A 24,168-nucleotide genomic window follows, 5' to 3' on the forward strand; every position below is an offset into this window, starting at 1 on the left:
GGCTGGGCGGACCGCCCGGGTACCTGGCGGGGCTGGCAGCAGGCCCAGGATTTCGGCGCAGGCCGGCCGGGATGCCTTGCCATGCGGCGGTTTCAGGCGGGCACCGGCGCGGGTTTCACGTCACTGTCCGCGAGCTGCGCCCGCACGCCACGGGGTACGCGCACACCGCGAGTGCGCAGGTTGGCGATGAACCGTGCGGCGAGCGGATCCGGCTCCGCGGAGGTCACCGCCGCCAGCTGCCTGACCCACCGCGGCGAGAACGATCGGACCGCGCCGGGGAAGCCGGCGCTGATCGCACTGACCGGGCACACCGCGACCCCGAGGCCCGCGGCCGCGAGCTGCGGGGCCACCGCGGTCACCGCTGTCCGCATCACCGGCTCCGTGCGGACTCCGGCCTCGGCGAGGGACCGGTCGAGCCAGCTGCTGAGGCCGTTCTCCGGCGCGAAGTGAACCAGGCACGCGCCGTCGAGCTCGGCCAGCCGCACGTACGGCTGCTGGGCCAAGAGGTGATCGGTCGGTGCCGCCAGCACGATCTCCTCGTCGGCAACCACGGTGACGGTGAAGCGATCCGGTACCGACGCGGGCATCAACGCCAGGTCGACCTCATCGGACTCGACGAAGCCGAGCAGCTCGTCCGGCGACGTCGACTCGCGCACGGTGATTGCGACCTCCGGGTGGCGACGGTGCCACTCGTGCACGACCGGGGCGAGCACGGACACCAGGCTCTGCGCACAGGCCAGCCGCAGCGATCCCCCGGTCGCTTCGCCGACGGCGCGTGCCGACCGCACCGCGGAGGCAGCCGCCTCGATCGCCCGCCGGGCATCCGCGACGGCGGCTCGCCCGGCGGGAGTCAGCTTGACGCCCCGGGGTTCCCTGCGAAGCAGCACCGTTCGGGTCTCGCGTTCGAGCGCGGCGAGCTGATGGGAGACGGCGGGCTGCGACGAATGCAGCAGCCGCGCGGCCTCGGTGATCGAACCGGAGTCCGCGACCGCGACAAGACACTCCAGCGCACGAAACGATGCCATCCACCAAGCTTATCGCAGATCTCCGCAGCATGAATAATCCTGAGGTACCGGCGCCGGCCGGACGCGGTGCGCCCCGCCCGGCCGAGTAGCCGGCGCGCCCGTGTGACCAACCGGAATCCCCTGCCACGCTGGCGTCTTGACCATGAGGCATTCGCAATCATGATGGCAAAGCCTCGAACTATGAATGCAGCTGAGGGAAGTTCCGGACGTATCCGGTTGCTGTGCTCCATGGGATGCGCGACACGAGGGATCGCATCGATCCCACGCGGCCCACCGGAAAGGAGAATCGGATGGCTCGGGCATTCATCACCGGAGGTTCGGGGTTCATCGGCAAGGTACTGGTCCGTCGGCTTCTCGGCGAGGGGCACTCGGTGCGGGTACTGGTCCGAAGTGCGGAGTCGGCCGCCAAGGTGTCGGCGCTGGGTGCGGAGCCGGTGCAGGGCGAGCTGACCGACCCGCTCACCTGGCGCAATCACGTGCCGGGTAGCGATGTGCTGTTTCACCTCGCCGCCGAAACGGATATCGGCGCGGACCGGGCACGACATGAGCTGGTGACGGTTCGCGGCACCCAGGCAGTCGTCGATGCGGCCCGCTACGCGGAGGTTCCCCGATTCGTCCACTGTGGAAGCGAAGCTGCACTGCTCGCCGGAGACCCGCTCGTGGACGTGGACGAGACCGCGCCGCTGCGGCCGGACTCGGAAGCCGCCTACTGTGCGGTGAAGGCCGTGGCCGAGAAGATCGTGCTCGACGCGAATGCGCCGGGCTTCGCCACGGTGTCGATCCGGCCGAGGTTCGTCTGGGGTCCCGAAAGCATCCTCATCGACGGACTGGTGGCCGCGGCGAAGGCGGGGCAGTTCGCCTGGATCGACGGAGGACGGCACACCACGAACGTCACGTTCGTCGACAACGCCGTCGAGGGCCTCGTTCTCGGATGGCAGAACGGCCGGCCGGGCCAGGCCTACTTCGTCACCGACCAGGACCGCGCCGTGCTCCGTGAGTTCATGGAGACTTTGTTCGAGATCTACGGCGTCGATACGCCGATCCCGGAACTGGACGCCGAGACCGCGGCACGCGAGGTCACTGTTCCCACCCGGTGGTTCCTCGGGCAGGCGTGCATCCTGCGGACGGACAAGGCCGTCGCCGAACTCGGATACCAGCCCGTTGTTTCGCGTTCCGCCGGTCTGGACGTGGTCAGGAACTCACTGGCCGTCAGCGGCGCGTGAAACCCCCGCATTCACTTGATCTTGCCAAACAGTCAATCGAAGGAAAGCTGAAATGAAGATTGTCACGCTCGGACGAGGAATGATCGGCGGAGGGCTGGCCGGCCTGTGGCGGGAGGCCGGGCACGAGGTCAAGGAGCTCGGTCGCGACGGCGGGGATGCTTCGGATGCGGACGTCGTACTGGTCGCCGTGCCCGGCGACCAGATCTCCGTGGCACTGGCCAAGGTGACGGGACTCGAGGGAAAAATCGCGATCGACGCGACGAACATCATGCCCGCGCGGCAGGGCGGGTTTCCCTCCTATGCCGACGAGGTGAAGTCCTTCACCCACGGCCCGGTGGCCAAGAGCTTCAACATGAACTTCGGTGCGTTGTTCGGCGCAGTGCGCGAGCAGCGGGTGCGGCCGAGCAATTGGTACGTCGCGGACGACAGTGCCCGGGAGATCACCGAGCAGCTGATCCGCGACGCCGGATACGATCCGGTGCGCGTCGGCGATCTCTCCCGGGCCCGCGATTTCGAAAACGCGGTCTGGCTGCTCATGGGCATCCAGCCGGTCGGCGGGGTGTTCTACCGGTTCGCCGTCCCCGGTGAACTCTGATCGAAACGGAATCCTGTTCCCGAGCACCGAGGACAGCAGCCACCTGATCGGCACCGCCCTGATCGGCAGCCACCTGATCGGCACCGCCCTGTTCGCCCCGGCGGACGTGCCCAGGTGTGCACGAGCCGTGGCCAGGCCGGACCTGCACCGGCCTGGCCCGCGCTCGCGACGACTTGCCCGGTACCCCATAATTCAGGAGTACAGTACTGTAAAATAGGATTGCCTAGACGGGTGGAGGCTGCCGTGGACCTGGACGAGCGGAACTGGCGCTGGGCGCGGGTGCGCAACGAGATGCGCAAGCGCGACATCGACCTGCTCATCGCACTGCCCGAGTCGAACTCGACCGACGTGCACTATCTCGCGAACGAGCAGGGTGCGGTGCTGTTCCCGCTGGCGGGAGAGCCGTCCATCTTGCTTGGCGGCGAGGACAGCAACCTCGCGGTGGATCGGCAGGGGTGGATCGAGGACCGGGAGAGCGCGACGCCGTCGGGCTCCACCAAGGTGCCCTACGGCGCGGTCGTCGCCGCCAAACTCCGCGCGATCAGGCCGAACGCGGCGCGCGTCGCCATCGCCGGCCTGGACGGCAACGACTACTCCCACGTCCGCAACGCCGACGGGTACGTGCTCTATTCGACAGTGACGCGGATTCTGGCGGCACTGACCGAAACCGACGTCGTCGACGGCGCCCCGGTACTGGCCGCGGCGCGGCACGTCAAGAGCGAGGCGGAGCTCGAAGATCTGCGGGCCGGTATCGAGGTCGCCGAGGCCGGCGCCCGCGCCATCGGCGCGGCGTTCCGGATCGGCGCCGAACAGGCCGAGGCATACCGGGCCGGTATGACGGCCATGATGCGACCGGGGCTGGGTATTCCCAGCGTGGCCTGGTGCCCCGGAACCTGGGGCAACCCCCGTCCCCGGCTCGTCGCCGTCCCGACCGGTCAGGTGCAGGACGGGCTGTGCGTCGCCGCCGAGATCATGCCCGGTCACCGGGGTATGGTTCAGGTCGCCGAGCCGTTCATCGCCGGCGACGTCCTTGCAGAGCAACGCGACGCATTCGACCTGAACATAGCCGCCTTCGAGGCGTGCCGCGCAGCGCTCGTGCCCGGAGCCACCTGGCGCGAGGTGCGCGCGGCTGCGACGGGAGTCGCCGCGGGAACGAACTCGGAGATCTGCTTTCTGCTGCACAGTGGTTACGACGGCCCGCTGTTCATCCCGAACGACACGCCGGAGACCGTGCTGGACGATCCGATCGAGGCCGGAGCGGTCTTCATCTGCAAGCCGACGGCATTCCCGAAGAGCGCGGGACGCGTCGTCGCGCGGAGCTACGACGTGAGCTGGGGCGACATGCTCGTGGTGCGTGCAGGTGGCGCCGAACGGCTCGGCACCCGGCCACAGCAGCTGCTCTCCTACCAGTAGCGAATCCCGGGCGCGCCCTGCGGATTGTGGCGCAGCGCGCAGAACCCGATACGGATGTCGCGACCGAGCCCGGCGAGCCGGACCTGCCCCGGCCGGACGCACGGTCACCTCGCCCGCCGGGCAGGCCGGGACCCCTCCCGGGCAGCAGCCCTACCGTTGCGACTCATGACGAAGATCGGCACCGCACTCGCCACTGTCACCGCAGCCCTGCTCCTGTCCGGAGCCGGCGCCACCAGCGCCTTCGCCGCAACGGCGGCGGCACCGCCCGGAGCCTGGATGCTGTTCTCCGTTTACGGCAACGGGCCCAATCAGGACGCCGCCAAGGCCGACGGCATCCTCCAGCTCCAGCTGCAGGTCTCTTCCTCCGGCTACGACTGGGCCACGCAATGCCAGGTCGATTCCACCTACTACACCGAGATCTCCCCCGAGCCGTACCCGAGCTGGCAGGCCTACGTCAGCGCACACTGCGACTGACCCGCGGCCGTGCGTGGGAGCAGCACGCACGGCCGGGCACCGGCTGAACCCGGCCGGCCGGTCAGGCCGGTCGGGTCCGGCGGCACTGCACCGCGACGCCGGTCACGGGCGATGCCGGTAGGGCTCGGCGGCACCGGTCTCGGAGTCGTATTTGGTGATGTTGCTGATGCCGTTGTCCTTGAGCCTCGGGTACTCGATCTCGTCCCACACGTTGTCCGGGCGGCGGTAGGAATAGATGTCGTCCGGACCGCTCTCCTTGGCGGAGAGGTCGATGCGTGCGTGCGGATCGGGCTTGCCGGGGAAGACGACATGGGCTTCACCCGGGCTGTTGTTGGCCCACCGCTCGGAGACGTACTTCCATTTCTCCTCGACGAGCGCCTTCCTCGGGTCGTTCGCGTCGTTGATCCAGCCGGGCATCTTGATCTTGTTGTCGTAGAGGGTGCCTTCGAGGGTGTTGCCGCCGTGCTGCTTCGCGATCTGGGTGGCCCGGTCCTGCAACGGACCGAGATAGGTGTCCTTGGTCGCGCCGGGCGGCCGCCGCTTGTCGAGGTAGCCACCGGACCAGAAGAAGTGCTTGTCGGCCTTCAGCATCTGGTCGAGCTTCGGTTTGAACCGGTCGAACTCCTCCTTGGTCATGGAGTCGACGTCGTGCCTGAAGTCGTTGCGCGGCCGGAACTCCCGCCGCCGCGGTGGCGGCCCCGGATCCGTAGCAGGCCGTTTGCGCTTGCCCAGTCCGGTCGCACCACAGGTACCCAACAGCCCGAGCGGGTCGCCGACGAGCAGCGGCTGGTCGACGTAGCCGACCGGATTCGGCGCGGCGGCCAGACCGACCGGGTCCTGGCTGAGATACCGCGCGGTCCGCGGGTCGTAGTACCGGTGCACGTTGTAGTGCAGCCCGGTTTCCTCGTCCCGGTGCTGGCCGGGGAACGCCAGCGGCATCGCCGCGGTGTCGGCGCCGGGCAGCGGCACGCCCCAGAAGCTGCTGCGGTCCTGCCACACCAGCGCACCATGTTCGTCGAGCATCTCGGTGGGCGTGCCCGCCGGCGAGGTGATCACGGTGCGGAACCGCGCCTGCTCGGCGGAGCCGGTGTGCTCGACCTGCACGATGGGGCGATCGTCGGCGTAGCGCTCCCAGGTGTGGAAGCGGTAGGACCCGTCGGCGGGATCGTGCTCGATCCGCTCGACGAGGTTCATCTCGCTCCACAGGAACCGGACGTCGGTGCTCAGCACGGCATCCCCGTCGGGGCCCGGCATCCAGCGGCGTTTGGCGAACCGCCGCCCGAGCGGGTCGTAGTGGTAGGTCCACAGCGCGCCGTCGGGGGTGGCCGCGGAGCGCAGCCGGTCGAGGTGATCCCAGGTGTAGACACACGGCAGGCCACCGTCCTGGCCGGTTTCGTGCCGCCCGGTGACCCTGCCCTGCGCGTCGCCGCTGTAGTAGGTGTTGCCGGCGAAGACGAGCCGGTTGCGCGCATAGGTCCGTGGCCCCGGCAACTCCGGCGTCACCGCCGAGGTGATGTTGCCCGCCGCGTCGCGAGCGAACCGTTCGACGCCGGCCGGCCCGCGCGCCTCGGTGACCCTGCCCGCGTTGTCGAAGGAGAGCTGCCATGGCCGGATCGCATCGCCGACCGCGGCGAGCCTGCCGTCCGGGCGGTAGCGGTAGGTGCGCAGCCCGACACTCGCGATGTCCTCCTCGGCGAGCCGGTCCTCCTCGTCGAACCGCCGCCGGAGCACCACGGTGCCGTCGACGCTGCGGGTGATCTCCCGTTCGACGTCGTCGTAGCCGAATTCGACCTCGTGGCCCGCGATCCGCAGCGACTGCGGCAGCCCGGATGCACCGAAGCGCCACTCACTGTCCACACCGGACGATGTGCGGCGGACGAGCGCCTCGCCGTCGTAGCGCCAGCACACGCCGAGCCCGTTGATCGTGTCGGCGATGACCGCGTCACCACCGTCGCGGCGGATCTCGACCAGCGACTCGGAGTTCTCCGCGGTGGTCAGCCTGCCGAGCGCGTCGTAGGAGTACACCGTGACGTCTTCGGCAGTTCGCCGTGCCACGACGTTGCCGTGCAGGTCGTAGTCGTAGTCGGTCACCTCGCCCACGCCGTTGGTCATGCGCAGCAACTGGCCCGCCGCGTCGAAGGCGTAGGTGAGCCTGCGGCCGTCGTAGTCCATCTCCTCGACGAGCCTGCCCGCGGCGTCGTAGGCGTACTGCCAGGTGAGACCGTTCGGGTTGGTCACCGAGGTGAGCCGCAGCTCGCCGTCGTAGGTGAACAGCGTGCGCGCACCCGTGGCGTCGGTCTCCTCCAGCACGAGGCCGAACGGGCCGTACTTGCGCCGCCGCGCGGCACCCGAGGCGTCGCGGTACTCCACGACCTGGCCCTCCGCGTCGTGCACCCACGTCTCGCGGTCACCGTGCGGACCGAGCCGCCAGGCACGGCGGCCGTCGGCCGTCCAGCCGAGCCTCGCCGCGCCGCCGGAGGCCGTGTGCACGAGGCGCGGGCGGCCGAACAGGTCGCGATCACCGGGACGGGCCGTCCGATCGGTCACCGGGTCGTCCTCGAACGGGTCAGGCGCGTCCGGTAGCGCCGGCGCCATCCTGTTGCCGGCCAGGGTGGTGGCCGGGTCGAACGCGGGCACCACCCGCTGGATTTCGTCCGCGCCTTCGCCTGCTCGCAGCCGTACCGCACCGTCTTCGGCGGGCACCAGCCGCACCGCGGACTCTCCCGGCCGGTTGACTGCGACCAGCTCGCCGTCGGCGTACCCGTAGGTGGTCTCCCGGCCGAGTTCGTCCACTTGGGACAGCAGTTCGTCGCGCCGGTTCCACGCGAAGCGCCGGGAGTTGCCCAGCGGGTCGATCCGTTCGATCAGCTGCTTGGCCTCGTTGAAGTGGTAGGTCCACGTGTGCCCGACCGCGTCGGTGTGCCGGGTCGTGCCGGGCTGGTAGACGAACGTCGCGTTGTAGTAGCCGTTCGCGCCCACGGCGCGGACGCAGCGGCCGGCGTCGTCGTAGACGTAGCGGTACCAGGTGCCCGTGCGGTCCTGCCAGCCGACGAGCCGGTGGCTGAAATCGTAGTCGAGTGCCGTGGCGCGGCCGGCGAAATCCGTGACGGCGCTCAGCTGGCCGTGGCGGTTGTACGAGTAGCGCAGCAGCGGTGCCTGCCCCGGAGCCCCGAGCTCGACGATCCGGCCGTTCGCGGTGCCGACCGCGAGTTCCACACCGTCGGCACGGCGGAGCCGTGCGGGGGTGCCGTCCCCGGCGTAGGTGAGTTCGGTGCGGCTGCCGCCCTCCACGATGGCCGTGAGCGGCAGTACGGCGCCGGTGCCGGCGAAGTGCAGCTCGCGATCGCCCACCGACAGCCGGTAGCCCTCCGGCGTACGGTGCAGCCGGTGGCGCGGACCCTGCACCGGCAGCACGGGTTCGCCGGCCGGAACGGGGTAGTTCAGCACCATCCCGTCCTCGGCGCAGAACCGGATCCGGTCGCCGTCGACCTCCAGTCGCTGGTCCAAAGTGGACGTCCAGGATGGACCGAACCACCGGCCGTCGCGGTAGGACGACAGGTGCGTGCGGGAGATCACCAGGTCCGCAAGGTCGCCGGGCAAGGTCACGTCGACCTGGGTCAGCACGACCTCGCCGGTCGCGACGTCGATGGGGTCACCGCAGTAGTTCTTGGCATCCCCCGCCGCCGAGCGGTCGCCGGTGCCGTCCTTCTTGGTGGTGTCGTTGTCGCTGCCGCCCCGGTTGCGGTCGCCACCGCTGTCGTGGTTGCCGCCGTTGTCCGCGTTGCTGGCGTTCGTGTGGTCGTCGTTGTTGTGGTTGTTGCTGTTGTTGTGGTTGCCGCCGCCGCTGTTCCCGCCGTTGCCGTGGTCATTGCCGCCGGCGCCGGCGGCGGAAGTCTCTTCGCCGTCCTTGGTGTTGCCGAGCCCGCGGTCGTTGGTCCCGCTGTCCTTGCCGCCCTTGATCGGGGGCGGGGAATCGGCCTTGCCGACCTTGCCGCCCTTGACTTTGCGCATCGCCGTGGCGGCGTCGTCGAAGAGCGTGCCGGCCTTCTTGAGCAGCGGCATGAGTCCCTTGAGCGCCTTGACGAGCCTGGTGGTGATGTCGGCGATCTTCGAGGCGGTCTTGGCGACCGCGGTCGCCACCTGTGGCACCACCCAGGTCATGCCGATGCCGAGGGTGAACAGGACCTGCAGCGCCCAGCTGATCAGGTGGCCGACGAGCTCGGCGATGATGTCGCGGACGAGGGTGCGGACGGCGGCGACGACCTCGCCCGCGGTCTCGACTCCGCTGGAGGCTCCTTCGCAGCCCTTCTGCGCGGCAGTGAGGAGGTTGACCAGGTCCGCGGTCTGCTGCCGGTACTGGTCGGCGGCCGACCCGGTCCACGACTGCAGGTCGGCCTCGACCATCGCGGACAGATCCGTGCCGACGGCGCCGAGTTCCTTGGCGACGTTGGACCAGGTCTCGGCTTGCGCCTTGATCTGGTCCGCATCGCCGGTCAGGCCGTCGAGTGCGTCGGAGAGCGGGCCGACGTGTTCCATCAGCCACCCGACGCCCGCGGCGAGGATCGATCCGAACGGATCCATCGCCATCGAGAGCGCGTCGAGCGCCGTGCCGACCGCCCCCATCGCGACCGCGGCCCAGTCGCCCTTCTCGATACCGGCCTTGAGATCGTTCGCCGATTCCAGCAACGGGACACCGGAGTAGCCCTTGGTGGAGTCCGCACGCTCGGCAACCAGTGGATTCACCATGGTGTGTTGTTTTCCCCTCGGGGTCCGTACCACCTGCGCGCACCAGCCGGTCCGGGTCGCCGAGCCCAGGTCGCCGGGGTGCCACCTCATCCGGACCGGGCAGGACGCCATCCCCTTGCGAAGCGCCGGTGATGACGGACCATGCTATGTCTATCACCACCGTGCGCGCGTCGCCCAACCCGGCGAAGATCATGCCCACCGGTCGGGAAGAACGGGGTACTCACGGGCAGCGGATCAGGAGAGGTCCGGAAGGTCGATGCCCGCGTGCTCGGCTCGCCGGCTCCGGTCCGGGTCCCGGATGGCGAGCGCGGCTGCCAGCGCGTCGAGCACGACGAGCTGGGCGAGCCGGCTTCCCGCGGCGGCCATTTGCCCCGGCAACGGCGCTCCGCCGACCACGAGGGCGATGTCGGCGAGTACCGCGAGCGGCGTGTCGTACTGCGTGGTGACCGCAATCAGTTTCGCGCCCGCCGAGCAGGCGGCGTCGGCGACGCTGAGGGTCGACGAGGTGCGTCCGGTCGAACTGATCGCGATCACGACATCGGCACCGCCGAGGAGGCGCATCGCGATCATCGCCGACTCGTGGTCCGGGATGCCGGCCACCCTCGCACCGAGTGCACGGAGGCGGAACACGGCGTCCGCGGCGACCGCCGCCGAGGTACCCGCGCCGACGACGAGCACCTGACCCGCTCCCTGCACCGCACTGACCGCTTCGTCGAGAGCGGCGACGTCCAAGGCGCCGCCGAGTGCGGTCATCGCGTCGGTGCCCGTCCGGATGGACGTCTCGAGCACGGTCGCGGTCGAAGCGTTCCCGGTGAGTGCTTCCGAGGGCGCGAAGAACTCGGTCGTCCCACGGGCGCGGGCAATCTCGAGCTTGAGCTCGGTGAACCCGGTGAACCCGATCGCCCGCGCGGCGCGGACCACGCTCGGCGCGGACACCCCGGCCCGCGCGGCGACTTGCGCGGTGGTGCTCGTACCGACGAACAACGGGTCCGAAAGCAGCAGCTTCACCACCTTCGCCTCGCTCGCGGCGAGATCGCCGCTGCGCGCCTGCACGGTCCCCAGCCATCTGGTGAGCGGACCGTCATCCGGAGAAACGGAATTACCGCTGTCGCCTTTCACAAGTAACAGAGTAACCTGACGTCATGGCCCAGCTCGACCATCCGGACAAGACGGCACTGTCCACGGATCCCACCGTCGCAGTCGTGGGTCCTGGGGCGATCGGCACCACCGTCGCGGCGGCGCTGCACGGGGCCGGCCGCACCCCGATGCTCTGTGGCCGCACGGCTCGCGAACGCCTGGAGCTCCGGGACGGCAAAGAGTTGGTCGTCGTGCCGGGTCCGGTGCGGATCGATCCGGCGCACCCCGAGGAGCCGGTCGACCTGGTCTTTCTTGCCGTCAAATCGACACAGCTCGAGGCGGCGGCACCGTGGCTGGCGGCGTTGTGCCGTCCGGGCACCGTGGTCTGCGTTCTGCAGAACGGCGTCGAGCAGGAATCGTCCGTCGCGCCCTATGTCCCCGGCTGCCCGGTAGTGCCCTCCGTCGTGTGGTTCCCGGCCCAGGCCCAGCCGGACGGTTCGGTGTGGCTGCGCGGCAAAGCCCGCCTCACCGTGCCGGACGTACCGGCCGCCCGCGTGGTGCTCGAGGCACTGCGTGGCACTCGGTGCGCGCTCGAACCGGCGGCAGACTTCACGTCACTGGCGTGGCGCAAACTGCTTCAGAACGCGGTTGCCGGGCTCATGGTTCTCAGCGGCCGCCGGTCCGGCATGTTCGGCCGCGCCGACCTGGTCCGGCTGGCTCTGGACTACGCGCAGGAGTGTCTCGAGGTCGCCCGAGCCGAAGGCGCGGTCCTCGGAGACGAGGTGCCGCGCGAGATCGTCGACCGTTTCCGGGCCTCCCCGCCCGACATGGGAACCTCCATCCTCGCCGACCGCCAGGCGGGCCGGCCGCTCGAATGGGACACGCGCAACGGTGTCGTGGCGCGCCGCGGCCGGGTGCACGGCATCCCGACACCGGTCAGCGATGTGGTGGTACCGCTGTTGGCAGCCGCGAGCGACGGGCCCGGCTGATCCGGGCGTCCGAGCGTGCTGCACGTGGCGGCGGTGCCGTCGCTGCTGCGGGTTTTTATGCGCACCACGGATTCGAGGTCATCTGCCGAAGCAGCGATCGGCTCGATTGCGTCGCACAGTTGTCCGGTGCAGCGGCTCCGCAGTTCGGTCATCGCGGGTCGGCTTCCGCGTCGACATACAGCGTCGTGTTCGGATGCGTGCGCAGAGCGGTGCCCGGGTGCATCGCGCCGATCGGCTCTCGCAGAGTCTGCGCCACGGCGGTCCGCTTTTCCCGCCCCGGTATCGAAGCGATGACGACGTCGGCGTTGAGCAGGCGGGCAATCGTGACCGTCACGGCGGTTTCCGGGACATCGTCGAACGTCTCGAAGTGCCCCTCCGCCACCTGCTGGTGACGGCTGGTGTCGTCGAGCATGACGACCCGGACGCCGCGCGGGTCGGCAAAGTCGGGCGGGTCGTTGAAGGCCAGGTGGCCGTTGATCCCCAGACCGAGCAGGACCAGGTCGAACGGCTCACTGCCCAGCAACGCTTCGTACCGCGCAGCTTCGGCCTCCGGCGCGCCCGCCGGGTCGATCCGGTGGAACACCGCGCCTGGCGTGTACCGGACGAAGTTCTCCGCCAGCCAGTTCGCGAATCCCTGCGGGGCGTGCGTGGCCAGCCCGATGTACTCGTCCATGTGGAAGAACTCCACGCTTGCCCAGTCGAGGTCCTCCGCCACGAGCGTCGCGCTCTGACTGGGCGCCGCGGCAAACATCACCCGCGCCGTGCGCCCGGCACGAAGTACCGCACGCAGCACTCGCCCGGCGTGCACCCCGGCCCAGCTCGGCGCGCGTCGGCTCCGCGACGACCGTCATCGACTGCCCGGCCTCGACCGCCATGCGCCTCCCCTGCCCAGCACCACGCCGACCCGAGCGTCAGCGTCCTTTTCGGACGGATCGGTGAACCGCCCCTTGACGGTCACGCGGCTGCGTACGTACGTCCTTATCAAACGTTTGCACGATCAGTAAACACCCACTTCACCGAGCGGGCAGGGGCGGAGATGGCCCGGCGGACGCAGAAGACCAAACTCGCCGACGTCGCAGCCGCAGCGGGGGTTTCGATCTCGACCGTCTCGCGGGTCTTCTCCAACCCGGAGCTGCTCTCGCCGGACACGGTGCGGAACGTGCACGAGGTCGCCGCGCAGCTGCGGTTCGTCCCGAACGCGATGGCCCGAGCCCTGCGCGCGGGCGAGTCTCCCTACCTCGGCGTCGTGGTACCGGACATCAGCAATCCCTACATGACCACGTTGCTCAAGGCCGCACAGGCCCGCTCCCGCGCGCGACATCGGCGTGTTCGTCGCCGACATCGAACGCAAGGTGTGCGAGCAGTTCGCCCGCCAGACCCGGGGGATCCTGTTGTGCGCGCCGCGGATGAGCGTGTCCCACATCCGCGAAATCGCCGACCTGGTCCCGCTCCTGCTGGTGAACCCTCCGGTCGACGGTATTCCCGATTCCACTGCGTCCGTGCCCGAGCTCGTGGACCGGCTCTGCGAGCTCGGGCACGAGAAGATCGCCTATCTGCCCGGTCCGACCGGATCGTGGGCCGACAAGGTGCGCGCCCGCGCGGTGCCACCCTCGTCAAGCTCGGTCCCACCGCGGCCAGGCAGGAAGACGGCATCGCGGCCGCCAAAGCCGTCGCCGACCACGGCGCGACCGCAGTCGTCCCCTTCGACGACGTCCTCGCCGCCGGGCTCATCGAAGGTTTCCGCAGGCACAAGCTGTCCGTGCCCCGCGACATCAGCGTCACCGGACACGACGACGTGCTCGCCGGGCTGGTCCAGCCCGGCCTGACCGCCATCGACGGCCGCAGCGCCCGCGTCGGACGGCTCGCGGTCGACCGGCTGCTCGGGGAAACCGAACCGGGCGCCCCGGCCACCTCGGCGTCGGCACGAAGGTCGTCTGGCGCGCGAGTATCGGCAAACCACGGACCTGACCTCCCGGCCGCTGCGGGGCGGCCATCCGGCACGCACCCTCGGTGCAAACGTTTGAGGAGAACCGCGATGACCGGCTCGGCGGATCGGCCTCCAGTGCGGATCGGGCATCTCGGGCTCGGTGCGTTCCACCGTGCGCACCAGGTGTGGTTCACCCAGCGCAGCGACCCGGCGTGGGGCATCGCCGCCTTTTCCGGCCGTTCGACGCGGCCGGCGGAGACGCCCGCGGCACGGGACGGCGTCTACACCCTCGTCGCGCGCGGTCTGGACACGGACCGGTTCCACCGCATGCGGTCGCTGGTCGCGGCGTACGGTGCGGACCGGATCGCCGACCTGGACCGGCTGGTCGCCGAGCGGGCGGTCGCCGTCGTCACCCTGACCGTCACCGAGGTGGGCTACCTGCTCGGCCCGGACGGTACACTCGACCCGGGAAACCCCTTGGTGCACAGCGACATTGCCGCGCTCCGCGAGGACAGCACACTGCAGTCGGCGCCGGGTCCGCTCCTCCGGGCGCTCGGGGCACGTCGGCGCAGTGGCGCCGGTCCGATCGCCGTCGTGCCTTGTGACAACGTCCTCGGCAACGGTGGCCGCATCCGGGCCGCACTGCACGGTCTGGCGTCCGAAGTGGACCGTGCACTGCCGAGATGGCTGAACGACCACGTTTCGTTCGTCGACACGGTCGCCGACCGGATCACCTCGGCCACCACCGACGAGGACATTGCGACGGTGACCGCCGCGACCGGGCGGCCCGACCGTGCACCGGTGGTCACCGAGCCGTTCGCCGAATGGGTTCTCGCCGGGCAGTTCCCCGCCGGACGCCCGGACTGGGCGCATGCGGGCGCGGCCTTCGTCGGCGACAGCCGGCCGTTCGAAAAGCGCAAGCTGCGCCTGCTCAACGGCGCACATCTGTTGCTGGCGCTGGGCGGGCTGCTGCGCGGCCACCACACGGTCGACGAAGCCATCGCCGATCCGGCACTGCGGCAGCTGACCGAGCAGTACTGGACAGCCGCCGCGCAGGACGTGCCGGACGCCGAGGCCTGCCTGGCACAGCTGCGCGCCCGGTTCGCGAGCGACCGGATCCGGCATTCACTCCGGCAGATCGCCACCGACGCCGAGGACAAGCTCCGGGAACGCGTCGTCCCGATTGTCACCGAGCTGCTCGCGCACCGCGCCGACCCCGCACCGGCCGCGCGCGTCATCTCGGCCTGGCTCGCCCACACCGGTGTCGCCCCCGGAACCTCGCAGGAGGACGCCGCCCTCGACCGGCTGGTCGCGGGCTGGTCCGCGGAGCGAGCACTGCGCCGTGCCCTCTCCCGTGCCGAACTGACCGCACCGTCGCCGAATTGGTCCCCACCGGCGCACGACACCGAGTAGCCCGAAGGAAGGCTCCCGATGACAACCGCACCGATCGTTTCCGCCGAGGTACTGGTCACTGCACCCGGCCGGAACTTCGTCAGGCTCCGCCTGCGGACCGGCGATGGTGTCGTCGGCCTCGGCGACGCAACGGTCAACGGGCGGGAGATGGCCGTGGTCTCCTACCTGCACGACCACGTGGTGCCACTGCTGATCGGACGGGACGCGCACGCGATCGAGGACACCTGGCAGTACCTCTACCGCGGTGCCTACTGGCGACGCGGCCCGATCACGATGGCCGCCATCGCCGCGGTGGACACGGCGTTGTGGAACTTCAAGGCGAAACTCGCCGGTCTCCCGCTCTACCAGCTGCTCGGCGGGCGCAGCCGTCGCGGCTGCCTTGCCTACGGCCACGCCAGCGGAGCCGACCTGGCGGAACTGTTCGACTCCGTGCGCGCCCACCTCGACCAGGGGCTACCGCGCGATCCGGATCCGGACCGGGGTGCCCGGCCTCGGCTCCGTCTACGGCGTCGCCTCCAGCGCCAACGCCGGGACCGGCACCGGCGGCACCGCGCGCTACGACCACGAGCTCGCCCGGCGCTCGGCGGTACCGGTGGAAGAGGAATGGGACACCCGTGCATACCTGCGCCACATTCCCGGTGTGTTCGAGGCCGTGCGCGCGGAGTTCGGTCCGGAGCTGCCGCTGCTGCACGACGCGCACCACCGCCTCACCCCCCATCCAGGCGACGAAGCTCGGCAAGGAGCTCGAACCGTACGACCTGTTCTGGCTCGAAGACGCCACGCCCGCGGAAAACCCCGCGGTCCTGCGCCGCGTCCGCGAACACACCACCACCCCGCTGGCGATCGGCGAAGTGTTCAACACCATCTGGGACTACCGGGAGTTGTTCGAGGAACAGCTCATCGACTACGTCCGCTCCCCCGGCCCGCACGCCGGTGGCATCACCGCGTTGCGGCGCATCTTCGACTACGCCTCGGTGTACCAGATCAAATCCGGCGTACCCGGTCCCACCGACGTCTCCCCCGTCGGCCTCGCCGCCGCACTGCACCTCGGTGTTGCCATCCCCAACTTCGGCATCCAGGAGTACCTGAAGCACTCACCCGAAACCGACGCCGTTTTCCGCCCCGCGCACCGCTTTCACGACGGCCTGCTGAGCCCCGGCGAAGGACCGGGACTCGGCGTCGGTTACGACGACGCGGTGGCAGGCGCGCATCCCTATTCGCCCGCCTATCTCCCGGTCAACCGCCTCAAACTGGACGGCTCCGTGCACGACTGGTGAACCGCGAGCGAAGCCGAACGGCGCCGGAGCACCGCGGTAAAAGCAGCCCTGACCAGACCTTTTCGCCAACCTGGCAGAGTCTGCCAGGTTGGCGTAGCCTGCAATGGCAACCGGGAGAACCAGCCCCCGATCGGCACCGAGGAGCAGCGATGCCCGACACCGGATCAGCCAAGACCCTCGTACTGGGCGGGGGCGGTGCGGTCGGGATCGGCTGGCAGACCGGCCTGCTCGCCGGACTTGCCGAGGCAGGCCTTGACTTCACCGATGCCGGCCGGGTGATCGGAACGTCCGCGGGCTCGATCGTGGGCGCGTTCCTCACCTCCGGCAAACAGACCGCAGGCGCGTTCGACGCGATCAGCCGGCTCGGTGCCACCACGACCGGGAACCAGCTCCGCGACGGATCGCAGGCACTGATGACGGCGATGACCGAAGCCGGCGTCGGCAGTGATCCCGATGCGGCCCTGCGGAAAATCGGCGGCCTGGCCGCAGCGCAGGACACCGCGTTGGACGAGGCGGCGTTTCTCGGTCTGCTCGACAGCTTGCGGGACCAGCCGTGGCCGGAAACCCTGCGAACCACCGCGATCGACGTCGTAACGGGTGAACTACGGGTGTGGGGACCGGATGACGACGTGAACCTGGCCCAGGCGGTCGCGGCGAGTTGCGCGGTGCCGATGGTGTTCCCGCCGATCGGCATCCACGGTCACCGCTACATGGACGGCGGCGCGCTGAGCCATCTCAACGCCGCCGCCGCGGCCGGCGCCGACCGCGTCCTCGCGCTTTCCTGCTTTCCGCTCATCCCGCCGCCTGGTACCGACGAGGGCTTCGCCGCAGCGTTGCAGATCGCCGGCCGCGAAATCGAGGAGGTCCGCGCCACCGGAGCGGTCGTCGAAGCCATCGAACCGAGCCCCGAGGTGTTCGCCCTGGCCGGCGCCCAAGGCGACATGCTGAACCCGCAGCTGGCCGAGCCCGCTCATGAACTCGGCCACCGGCAGGCACGCGCGGTGCTCGACCAGGTCACCACCGCGTGGCAGAGCTGACCACGATGAGAGCGTCCCGGGCCGGTCGGCCGCCGGCCCGGACGAGGGTCACCCGCGGACGGTGAGCTCGGGGTCCGGTACGACTCCGGTGGCCGTAGCTGTGCGCTGCCACAACTCACGCGCGAGCGCCGGGTCCTTCGCGGTTGCCGAGCGGCGCGCCGGACCGGCCGGACCGCGGATCTCGAAGGGTCCGGTCGGGCCGAGATAGTCGCCGCCGCGGACCGGTCCGGTGGCGGCGAGGAGCTGGGCGGCAATCCCGTCGGCGACCGGCTGGGAGAGGTACCGGTCCGGCAGCACGAGCAGGCGTGCCCGCCACGTGCGCCCGCGGGCGAGGGCGTTGTTCAGCAGCTCCGACGCCGTCAATCCCGGATGTGCGGCGACCGACAGCACCGGGTCGCCCGCGCGTCGCAGCCGTCGATCGAGTTCCGCGGCGAACAGCAGGTTCGCAAGTTTCGAGGCCCCGTAAGCACGCGTGGTCGAATAACGTCGACGCTGCCAGTGCAGATCGGTGAGATCGAGACCGCCGGTGCGGTGCCCGAGGCTCGAGGTCGTCACCACCCTGGCGGGCCGGCCGAAGCTGCCGGCCGCCCGCAGCGCAGGCATCAGCAGCCAGGTCAGCGCGGCCGGGCCGAGGTGGTTGGTGCCGATCTGCAGCTCGAACCCGTCGCGGGTGCGGGCCGGCGGCCCCAGCGACACCGCGGCGTTGTTGATCAGCACGTCGACCCGATCCCCGGTGCGGGCCCGGATATCCGCGGCGGCGGCGCGCACCGAAGCCAGATCGGCAAGGTCGAGCAGGACGGTCTCGGCCGAGCCCTCGCCGTCGATCCCGGCCCGCACCCGTTCGACGGCCGCCGCCCCGCGCTCGGTATCCCGGACGGTCATCAGGACCCGCGCCCCGGCACCGGCCAGCACGCGGGAAAGGGCGAGGCCGAGGCCGGAGGTCGTCCCGGTGACGACGACGGTGCGACCCGCGAGATCGGGTGGCTGTGCCATCGAATCGATACCTCCTGTGCAGCTGGTCTCGCCGGATTCAGGACCGGTGGGAAGAGTCCTCGGCAGTCAGCGCCGTCTGGAAGATGCCGAAGTTGCCGGTCATCCAGAGCGGCGTCAACTTGACCCGGGCGATCCGCCAGCCGTCCGGGGTCCGCTCGAAGCGGTTCGTGTAGTACCCGTACACGACCTGGTCGCTGTCACCGGTGCTGTTCGGAAGGTGGTGACTGGCGCGCAGATAGGCAACACAGGTGGCTCGATCGTCGCCGTCGAAAGTGATGACGAGATTCGTGATCATGTGTTGCGTCGCCTTGAAAGACTCCATTCTCGGCGCGGTGCTCTTCGCCCAGTCGTCGGCGCTCATGCGCACGACGGGCTGGCCGAAGCCGGCGCTGAAGTCGATTTCGACCTCCTCGGTGAAACAGCTGCGGAAGAGTTCCCAGTCGTGCGAGTCGGTACCCGTGGCGTAGCGGAGCTGGACGTCGCCGATCTCGGCCCGGTCCCACAAACGGCGCACGCGGGCATCGGTGGCGGAAAGTTCATCTGACTGCGTCATATGAACCACTGTCCCCTGCTCGGATGACAGTGTCAAGCCAAGCCGCCCGGTCGCGTGGTGGTACATTATGCCCGAATGTGTCACAAGCCGAGGGGGAAGAGTTCCCGTGCCCGAAGAGCGGGGATCGTGGGTCGGGCATTACCGGCTGCTCGCACCACTCGGTGCGGGCGGGATGGGGAAGGTAGCACTCGCGCAGGCGCCGGACGGGCGGCTGGCCGCGCTCAAACGGGTCCATCCGGGACTCGCGCACGATCCCGGCTTCCGCGAACGTTTCCGGCGTGAGGTCGACGCCTCCCGCCGGGTGTCCGGGGCGTACACCGCGGCGGTGCTCGACGCCGATCCGGACGCGCCGGTCCCCTGGCTGGCCTCGTCGTTCATCGCGGGTCCCACGCTGCGGGACGCGATCGACGCGGCGGGCCCGTTGCCGGCGGAGTCCGTGCGACGGCTGGCCGTCGGTCTCGCGACCGCACTGGCCGACATCCATCGCGGCGGGCTCATCCACCGTGATCTGAAGCCCACCAACGTATTGCTCGCCGCCGACGGTCCACGGGTGATCGATTTCGGCATTGCCCGGGCAGCCGAGGGCGGGCCGGAGCTCACGCACACCGGCGCGGTCGTCGGATCGCCGGGATTCATGTCGCCCGAACAGGCGCTGGGCAAACAGCTGACCCCGGCCAGCGACGTGTTCTCCCTCGGCGGGCTGCTCGTGCTCGCCGCGACCGGACACGCTCCGTTCGCCGGCCGGTCGACGCCGCAGACGCTATACCAGGTCGTGCACACCTTGCCGGACTTCTCCGCGGCGTCGCCGGCGATCCGTTACCTGGCCGAACCGTGCCTCGCGAAGGACCCCGCCCAGCGGCCGACCCCGGAACAGCTGCTGGACGCGATCGGCTCGCTCGCGCCGAGTCCGCAGCCGTGGCCGATGGCGGTCCACTCGCTGATCACCGAGCGGGAGCAGACGGCCGCGAGGGCAGTGCGCGAACCGATCCGATGGCGCGCACCGGTCCGGCGGCGGCGCCGCGGCAAGATCGTCGCCGCGGCGGCAGGCGCCGTGGTCGTGGTTGCCGCCGGTGTGCTGACGGCGGTCACCCTGACCCGGCCCGATGCACCGCCGACGACGGCCGCGGACGCCCCGGCGGCACCGGTCACGACGTCGACTGCGCCGCCCGAGCCGCTGAGCCCCGCCGGGCTGCGCCAGATCGATCCGTGCCAGGTGCTCCGCGGCCTCCCGGTCACGAGCCACGTCCAGTTCACCTCGTGCGTGTTCTCCGGCGACCGGCAACGCGAGATCACCGTGGGGGTACCGACCGGTCCGATTCCCGCCGACGAAGCGACCGCCACCGCGACCATCGCCGGGCTGCCCGCCGCCGTTCAGTCCATTTCGGATGGACGCAACGGCTGCGACGCCGCGATCCGGCTGCCCGACGATCCGGACTCGGCGCTGCGGGTAGGCGTCACCACGGAGACAGATGGCGCGACCGACGGTCTTTGCGACGACGCGAAGGCGAAGCTGACCGAGATGGTGCAGAACATCCGCAACGGCAATGCCCGGCTGCCCGAAAAAACCCCATCGCTGGCGAAGCTCGACCCGTGCACGCTGCTCACCGGCGACGATCTGCAGAAGATCTTCGGGACCGTGCCCACCGGCTCGCCCTTCACGCTGCACGGCTGCGGCTGGTACCTCAACGATTCGGCCTCCCTCGACGTCAGTCTGGACTACTTCGAGTCGGCGCCGTTCCCGGATGAGACGCGCGGTACGCAGATCCGGCTCGGCGGCGTCACCGGGTACGTGCGGCCGTTCTCCGACAGCGAGCCGGAAGTGTGCGAGGTGCACTGGACCCAGCGCAAGAATGGCGCCGAAGCAAGGGAAACCGTCTCGGTCCAGGTGACGCCTCCTGCCGATGGCCGAGCCGTCGACACCTGCCGGCAGGCCAAGACGGCCGCGGCGAAGGTCGTGCCGAGGTTGCCGCGATGAGGCCGCTCGGTCCGGCCGAACCCCGCACCGCGGGCCGCTACCGGCTGCTCGCCTCGCTCGGCGAGGGCGGGATGGGCCGGGTGTCGCTCGCACTGTCCCCGGACGGGCGGTTCGCTGCGCTCAAGCAGATCCATCCGGAGTTCGCCGCCGACCCGAAGTTCCGCGGCCGGTTCCGGCATGAGGTCGAGGCATCCCGCAAGGTTTCCGGCGCCTACACCGCCGCCGTGCTCGACGCCGACGTGGACGCCGAGTCGCCGTGGCTCGCCTCGGTCTACGTACCGGGTCCGGACCTGCGGGCGGCCGTCGACGCGACCGGACCGCTGCCGGTCGAGGCCCTTCGTTACCTCGCCGTCGGGCTCACGACCGCGCTCGCCGACATCCACCGGGCCGGGCTCGTGCACCGTGATCTCAAGCCCTCCAACGTGCTGCTCGCCGCGGACGGGCCCCGCGTCATCGACTTCGGCATCGCGCGCGCCGCGGAAATCTCGGAGTTCACCGGAACCGGCGCGATCGTCGGCACACCTGCGTTCATGTCACCGGAACAAGCCTCCAGCGGGGTGCTCACCGCGGCGAGTGATGTGTTCTCGTTCGGTGCGGTGCTCGTCATGGCGGCGACCGGGCAGTCGCCCTTCATCGGCGACACGACCGCGCAGACGCTGTACAACATCGTCCACACGCGACCGGACCTGACCGGGCTGTCCCCGGAGATCGCCGCGTTGGTCGAACCGTGCCTGGCAAAGGATCCCGCGCGACGTCCGACACCGCTGCAGGTGCTGGACTGGCTTGGTCCGGTGCCGACCGGCGCCGCGGTGTGGCCCGCCGGGGTGGGAAACCTCATCGCGGCCGCCGACGAGCAGGTCCGCGCGGCGTTTTCCTCGGCGCCGCCGGTACCGCCGCCACCACCGCAGAAGCGCTCGTGGCAGAGGACCACGATGTCCGTGGCCGGGGTGCTCGTGCTGGCCGCGGCTGCCACCGCCGGCATGTCCCAGCTGGGTGGTGCTCCGGAAATCGTCGCGGGAAACGCCCTGACGCCGAAACTGCCGGTGCCGGACGCACTGTCCGAAACGCGGCTGCGTGACATGGATCCATGCCGGGTGCTCGACGGGGTCGAGGTGGACCCGATCGGGAAGCTCACGCCTGCGCTCTCCGAGGAACCCACCAAATGTTCCTACGACGGCCCGGACAACTTCACCGTCTGGCTGGATCTCGGTGCGGACAGCGAAATCGGGACCGCTTCGGGCCGGCCGGGTTCGGTGCAGATCGCCGGACTGCCGGTGCGGTTCACGACCTCGAACGTCGGCTGCGGTGCGCTCGTCCAGACGCCGGCCCAGCCGAAGCTGAGTATCGAGATCGACCTGCCCACCGATGAATCCGATGCCTGCGGGCACGCGAGCACGGTGCTGCGCACCGTCATCGATCGCCTGCAGACCAACGGGTTTCTCTGGCGGGCACCGGCGGACAGCGCCTTCGTCACCGATCCGTGTTCCCTTGTGGACGACCAGACCGCCCGCGCTGCGGTGGGCGACAGCGTTGCCAAGAAGCCGTATTTGCTGCACCAGTGCGAGTGGCAGGGAAGCACCGCGAGCATGAGCGTCTCCGTGACGCAGGGAAAGCCCGGAAAACCACTCGAGAATGTCGGTGAGCCGGTGAAGATCGACGGCACCGATGCCTACTCTCGCCTGCAGCAGGACGTCCAGTACTGCACCGTGACCTGGACCCATCGACAGCTCGACAAGGAACGCACCGAAATCGTCACGACCAAGGCGATGGGCACCAGTGACCCGTGCGCCAGCGCGACCAGGTACGCCAAGGCAGTGCTGGCAAAGCTGTCCCGCTGACCGGCTTCCGGTCAGTGTGATCGTTTGGGTTGCGACACTTGAGGTCGACATGTCACACTTCAGTTCGGCTGGGGAGCGAACTGGGGTGTCGATGGGGGAAGAGTTCTGCCGGATCGGCCCGGCGGCACGGAAGTGTGCCGGGCTGCCCTCCCGTGCCATGGGGATGAGCCGGTGTCCGTCATCGGCTGGATGAAGCAGTGAAAGGAATAGATTCATGTCCGAAAAGCGTTCGGGTTCCGCGCTGCGCTGGTACGGCGCGGTAGTCGCGGTTCTGGTGGCGGCCTTGATGTCCTTCGGTCTCGGTGCGGCGGCACAGGCCGCACCCGGGCCGTCCGCGCAGCAGGTCGCGAACACCCAGCTCGCGCAGGCGAAAAAGGACTACTGCGGCGGGTCGGGCATCAGCAAGTGGGTACCCGACCACTGGTTCAAGGCGGATTTCGGCCCGGCCTGCGAATCGCACGACCGGTGCTACTCGCACACCAGCACGACCGACCGGCTCACCTGCGACAAGGGCCTGCTCACCAACCTGCGTGACCGCTGCATGTACGCCTACTCGTCCGGAGCCAAGGCCCAGGCGTGCTTCGCCGTGGCCAAGACTTACTACGAAGCGGTCCGGAAGTTCGCCAAGAGCCACTACCACGGCTCCGGAAACCCGAAATAGCGAAAACCACACCGGGTGCGCCGGGGTACCGAACTCCGGCGCACCCGGTGGAAACCGGGACGGTCAAGTACGACCTCCGGAAAGTCCACAACGGACTCCCTCGTCGAAGGAATTCACCGTCGTCGAGGTGCCCGCTTTCCGATACCTGACTGCCTGACGGTGACCGAAGCGGCCACCGTCAGGCAGCACTGGCAGGTGCGGTCGCGGACGGTGAACGGATGGCCGGGCAGATCGTCGGCACTTGCCGGGTCGCCTCGGAATCCGCGCAGGACAGCATCACCGGACTGGCGGGCGGGCTCGAGCAGGGCGCCGCGGCGATCCCGAGGTAGCGGCCGACGCTCCCGGAACCCGACAACGAGCTGTACGCCGCGGTCAAGGCGATCGCGAATCCGTGGCGGCCGGACAACGAGGAATCCGCACAGCAACCCGGCACGGCCTGGAAGACCGTCGGCGACTCGGCAGCCAAGGCGAGCGCCGAGGTCAGCGCTCTGCAGCAGGGGCTGGCCGCAATGTGGCGCGACGACGCGGGCACCGCCTTCGCCGCGCGGCTTTCCGGCGGCGCGATGTCGTTGCAGCAGATCGGCCGGTCCTGCGCCCAGCTCGCCGGGTCGGCGATCCGTCGCCCGCGCCGAAGGACGGAAACACCGTGCTGGGCTCAGTCGGCGACTGGGCCGGTACGGTCTCCGCCGTTGCCGGATTCGCTGCGCTCTTCCCTCCGTGCACGCCTTTCGCGGCACCGGTGGCCGCGCTGACCGGCGGTGTGGCGCTGGTCGCGCACAGCATCGCGCAGTTCGACGACAGCCCGGCGGCTTCGGCGGGCAAGGACGCCGCGGGATTGGGCTCGCTCGGGTCCCACGTGTTCGGCGCAGTGCAGGCGCTGCCCTGATGACCCCCGCGAAGGTGACCCGCCGGCTGCACTGACCGGACTTCCGGCGGCGGCTCAAGAACGTGG

Annotated in this window: 17 protein-coding genes and 2 pseudogenes; 13 read left to right on the forward strand and 6 right to left on the reverse strand. The window is 69.9% G+C overall.

The features are described from left to right. Positions 1–92: 92 nt before the first annotated feature. Positions 93–1,025 carry a LysR family transcriptional regulator gene (locus tag ABD793_RS14220; protein ID WP_344859762.1) on the reverse strand — a complete coding sequence of 311 codons (933 nt, stop codon included), beginning with the start codon at positions 1,023–1,025 and terminating at the stop codon, positions 93–95. 290 nt (positions 1,026–1,315) lie between these two features. Between ABD793_RS14220 and ABD793_RS14225 the strand changes: the two genes are divergently transcribed. The 4 genes from ABD793_RS14225 to ABD793_RS14240 all read left to right on the forward strand — a co-directional run bounded on the left by ABD793_RS14225 (position 1,316) and on the right by ABD793_RS14240 (position 4,730). After that, positions 1,316–2,248, forward strand: coding sequence for an NAD-dependent epimerase/dehydratase family protein (locus ABD793_RS14225; protein WP_344859764.1), 933 nt, complete (start codon positions 1,316–1,318; stop codon positions 2,246–2,248). 52 nt (positions 2,249–2,300) lie between these two features. Then, positions 2,301–2,843, forward strand: a complete 543-nt coding sequence (locus ABD793_RS14230; RefSeq protein WP_344859766.1) for an NADPH-dependent F420 reductase — start codon at positions 2,301–2,303, stop codon at positions 2,841–2,843. Between the two features lie 243 nt (positions 2,844–3,086). After that, entirely contained in the window at positions 3,087–4,256 is a 1,170-nt protein-coding gene (locus tag ABD793_RS14235) for a M24 family metallopeptidase (protein WP_344859768.1), read from the forward strand. Between the two features lie 165 nt (positions 4,257–4,421). Beyond that, positions 4,422–4,730, forward strand: a complete 309-nt coding sequence (locus ABD793_RS14240) for a hypothetical protein (RefSeq protein ID WP_344859770.1) — start codon at positions 4,422–4,424, stop codon at positions 4,728–4,730. Positions 4,731–4,832: 102 nt separating this feature from the next. Here the strand turns inward: ABD793_RS14240 and ABD793_RS14245 are convergent, their stop codons facing one another. Both ABD793_RS14245 and ABD793_RS14250 read right to left on the reverse strand, forming a co-directional pair. Further along, the gene (locus ABD793_RS14245) at positions 4,833–9,476 is read right to left on the reverse strand and encodes a DUF6531 domain-containing protein (protein WP_344859772.1); all 4,644 of its coding nucleotides are present in this window, start codon (positions 9,474–9,476) and stop codon (positions 4,833–4,835) included. A gap of 234 nt (positions 9,477–9,710) precedes the next feature. Then, a complete protein-coding gene (locus ABD793_RS14250; protein ID WP_344859774.1) occupies positions 9,711–10,595 on the reverse strand; it encodes a MurR/RpiR family transcriptional regulator in 885 nt (294 codons plus the stop codon). A 23-nt stretch (positions 10,596–10,618) separates the two neighbouring features. Here ABD793_RS14250 and ABD793_RS14255 point away from each other — a divergent pair, with 23 nt between their 5' ends. After that, positions 10,619–11,542, forward strand: a complete 924-nt coding sequence (locus ABD793_RS14255; protein WP_344859776.1) for an oxidoreductase — start codon at positions 10,619–10,621, stop codon at positions 11,540–11,542. A gap of 148 nt (positions 11,543–11,690) precedes the next feature. Here the strand turns inward: ABD793_RS14255 and ABD793_RS14260 are convergent, their stop codons facing one another. Continuing rightward, entirely contained in the window at positions 11,691–12,350 is a 660-nt protein-coding gene (locus ABD793_RS14260; RefSeq protein WP_344859778.1) for a 6-phosphogluconolactonase, read from the reverse strand. Between the two features lie 228 nt (positions 12,351–12,578). On the opposite strand from ABD793_RS14260, the gene ABD793_RS14265 reads away from it, so the two are divergent. From ABD793_RS14265 to ABD793_RS14275, 3 genes and pseudogenes are all read left to right on the forward strand, one after another. Further along, complete coding sequence (locus ABD793_RS14265; RefSeq protein WP_425548703.1) at positions 12,579–14,882, forward strand: mannitol dehydrogenase family protein; 2,304 nt, start codon at positions 12,579–12,581, stop codon at positions 14,880–14,882. A gap of 18 nt (positions 14,883–14,900) precedes the next feature. Continuing rightward, positions 14,901–16,159: pseudogene (gene manD, locus ABD793_RS14270) on the forward strand (D-mannonate dehydratase ManD). A 149-nt stretch (positions 16,160–16,308) separates the two neighbouring features. Further along, positions 16,309–17,196: a patatin-like phospholipase family protein gene (locus tag ABD793_RS14275; RefSeq protein ID WP_344859782.1), complete on the forward strand. Its 888-nt coding sequence runs from the start codon at positions 16,309–16,311 to the stop codon at positions 17,194–17,196. Between the two features lie 48 nt (positions 17,197–17,244). Here the strand turns inward: ABD793_RS14275 and ABD793_RS14280 are convergent, their stop codons facing one another. Continuing rightward, entirely contained in the window at positions 17,245–18,189 is a 945-nt protein-coding gene (locus tag ABD793_RS14280; RefSeq protein WP_344859784.1) for an SDR family NAD(P)-dependent oxidoreductase, read from the reverse strand. Between the two features lie 37 nt (positions 18,190–18,226). After that, entirely contained in the window at positions 18,227–18,742 is a 516-nt protein-coding gene (locus tag ABD793_RS14285; protein ID WP_344859786.1) for a nuclear transport factor 2 family protein, read from the reverse strand. A 106-nt stretch (positions 18,743–18,848) separates the two neighbouring features. Here ABD793_RS14285 and ABD793_RS14290 point away from each other — a divergent pair, with 106 nt between their 5' ends. The 5 genes and pseudogenes from ABD793_RS14290 (at position 18,849) to ABD793_RS14305 (ending at position 24,102) form a co-directional block, all read left to right on the forward strand. After that, positions 18,849–20,717 carry a serine/threonine-protein kinase gene (locus tag ABD793_RS14290; protein ID WP_344859788.1) on the forward strand — a complete coding sequence of 623 codons (1,869 nt, stop codon included), beginning with the start codon at positions 18,849–18,851 and terminating at the stop codon, positions 20,715–20,717. Then, positions 20,714–22,555 (forward strand): serine/threonine-protein kinase, encoded by a 1,842-nt coding sequence (locus ABD793_RS14295; RefSeq protein WP_344859790.1) that lies wholly within the window; start codon positions 20,714–20,716, stop codon positions 22,553–22,555. Before ABD793_RS14290 ends, ABD793_RS14295 begins: the two co-directional genes overlap by 4 nt. Before the next feature lie 214 nt (positions 22,556–22,769). Continuing rightward, positions 22,770–23,216: a phospholipase A2 gene (locus ABD793_RS14300; protein ID WP_344859792.1), complete on the forward strand. Its 447-nt coding sequence runs from the start codon at positions 22,770–22,772 to the stop codon at positions 23,214–23,216. A 350-nt stretch (positions 23,217–23,566) separates the two neighbouring features. Further along, positions 23,567–23,968, forward strand: a pseudogene (locus ABD793_RS42960) (WXG100-like domain-containing protein); the annotation flags it as partial. Then, positions 23,863–24,102, forward strand: coding sequence for a hypothetical protein (locus tag ABD793_RS14305; protein ID WP_344859794.1), 240 nt, complete (start codon positions 23,863–23,865; stop codon positions 24,100–24,102). The pseudogene ABD793_RS42960 and the gene ABD793_RS14305, both read left to right, overlap by 106 nt. Positions 24,103–24,168: the final 66 nt, after the last annotated feature.

Source organism: Amycolatopsis ultiminotia (assembly GCF_039536925.1).
GTDB lineage: Bacteria > Actinomycetota > Actinomycetes > Mycobacteriales > Pseudonocardiaceae > Amycolatopsis > Amycolatopsis ultiminotia.